The sequence below is a fragment of the Saccharopolyspora sp. genome, from assembly GCF_017434145.1.
Taxonomy (GTDB): Bacteria; Actinomycetota; Actinomycetes; order Mycobacteriales; family Pseudonocardiaceae; genus Saccharopolyspora_C; species Saccharopolyspora_C galaxeae.
The window spans coordinates 1-1,535 of the sequence record NZ_JAFRFW010000638.1 but is presented as its reverse complement, the minus strand read 5'-3'; the positions used below and the strand labels follow the sequence as shown (position 1 = coordinate 1,535).

3 protein-coding genes are annotated in these 1,535 nt (G+C 69.4%); 2 read left to right on the top strand and 1 reads right to left on the bottom strand.

Features of this window, described 5'->3' with window-relative positions:
- Positions 1-600, top strand: a 600-nt coding sequence (locus tag IJH84_RS17585; RefSeq protein WP_295146386.1) for a VOC family protein, incomplete at its 5' end; no start/stop codon positions are given.
- A gap of 33 nt (positions 601-633) precedes the next feature.
- Here IJH84_RS17585 and IJH84_RS17580 read toward each other — a convergent pair.
- Positions 634-1,047 carry a TIGR03668 family PPOX class F420-dependent oxidoreductase gene (locus tag IJH84_RS17580; RefSeq protein WP_295146384.1) on the bottom strand — a complete coding sequence of 138 codons (414 nt, stop codon included), beginning with the start codon at positions 1,045-1,047 and terminating at the stop codon, positions 634-636.
- Positions 1,048-1,075: 28 nt separating this feature from the next.
- Here IJH84_RS17580 and IJH84_RS17575 point away from each other — a divergent pair.
- On the top strand, positions 1,076-1,535 hold a 460-nt coding region (locus IJH84_RS17575; protein WP_367269043.1), incomplete at its 3' end, for an alpha/beta fold hydrolase.

The window sequence follows — 1,535 nt, the reverse complement described above, 5'->3', positions numbered from 1 at the left end:
GACGGTTGCGCGCTGATGCTCGCCGACGAGTTCCCGGAGATCGACATGGCGAGCCCGGCGACCCGCGGCGGTGCCAGCGTGAACCTGAACCTCCAGGTCGCGGACGTCGACGCGGTGCTGCAGCGCGCGCGGGACGCGGGCGCGCCGAAGATCTGGGACGCCGAGGACCGGTTCTACGGCCGCTCCGGACGGCTCGACGACCCGTTCGGGCACCGCTGGCAGATCACGACTCCCGCGGCGGGCTTCGCGGAAGCACCGCGCAGGCCGCGGCAGGGCGACATCGACTACATCACCATCGCCACTCCGGATTCGGGGGCGGCGAAGGAGTTCTACGGCGGATTGCTCGGCTGGCGCTTCTCCGCCGGCAACGTCCCGGACGGTTGGCAGATCGACGGCGTGCACCCGATGGCCGGAATGCACGGCGGGCAGCACGACGACGTGCAGCTGTGTTTCCGCGTCGACGACATCGACGCCTCGCTGGCGCGCGTGCGCGAGCTCGGCGGGCAGGCCGAGCCGTCGCAGCAGCGGCCGTTCGGGCGGCTGGCGAGCTGCTCGGACGACCAGGGGCGTCGGTTCTACCTCATGGAACCGGCGGGCTGAACGCGGAAATCCGCGAATGAGGAAGTCGAACCATCAGGAAGCGCTCCAGCCGCTCCAGCGCTCGATCCGCGCGACGATCATCGAATGCTGCGGCGGCTGGTTGCGATATTGCTCATATTTCGCCGCCAGCGCTTCGGTGAGCTCCGGGTGATCGGCGGCCGCGACGATCTCGGCGACGCCGTCCGCGCGCACCCACCACAGCGCCGACCAATCGTGTTCGTAGTGGTCGACCAGCAACGACACCCGAGGGTTCTCGGTGATGTTGCGCAGCCGTTTCAGCGACGTGGTCGTTTTCGGCTTGTGGTCCACTGCGGTGACGACCACGTTCTCGCGCACCGCGAAAGTCACCGGCACCAAGTGCGGTGCACCGGCCGAATCGGCGGTTCCCAACCGGGCGACTCCCGAGGTCGAGAACCAGTAGCGTGCCTTCTCCTGGCTGATGCGCATCGCTGAACCCGCTCCGTATTTTCGAGACGTGCGTACCGTCCATTCCCCAGGTTCCGACAGCGTCGTCGGTCCCAGCTACGCGCAGCACGAGCATTGGCTGCGCTACCAGGAGTACTTCCCCAGCGGCATGAGCTTCGACTCGCCCGGCGAAGCGCCGGCGGAGAGCTGGTGGTCGTGGCGGGGCAGACGGGTGCACGTGGACCGGGTGCCGCGCCCGGACGCCCCGGCGAAGCTCATCGCGCTGCACGGCATCGGCGGATACGGCCGGATGCTGGCGCCCTACAGCAGGCTGCCCTCGCTGGACGTCGAGTTCCTCGCCCCCGACCTGCCCGGCTTCGGCCTCACCGCCAGCGGGCTGCGGCAGGTCACCTACCGGACCTGGCAGCAGTGCGTCACGGACCTGGTGGTGGCCGAGCAGCGCAAGGATCAGCGGCCGATCGTGCTGATGGGAGTGGGCTCGGCCGGGCGGCTGGCCTACGACGTGGCCG

Coding starts and splice junctions, on each gene's coding strand:
- IJH84_RS17580 (WP_295146384.1), bottom strand. CDS start 1,047: ATGCGCATCAGCCAGGAGAAGGCACGCTACTGGTTCTCGACCTCGGGA.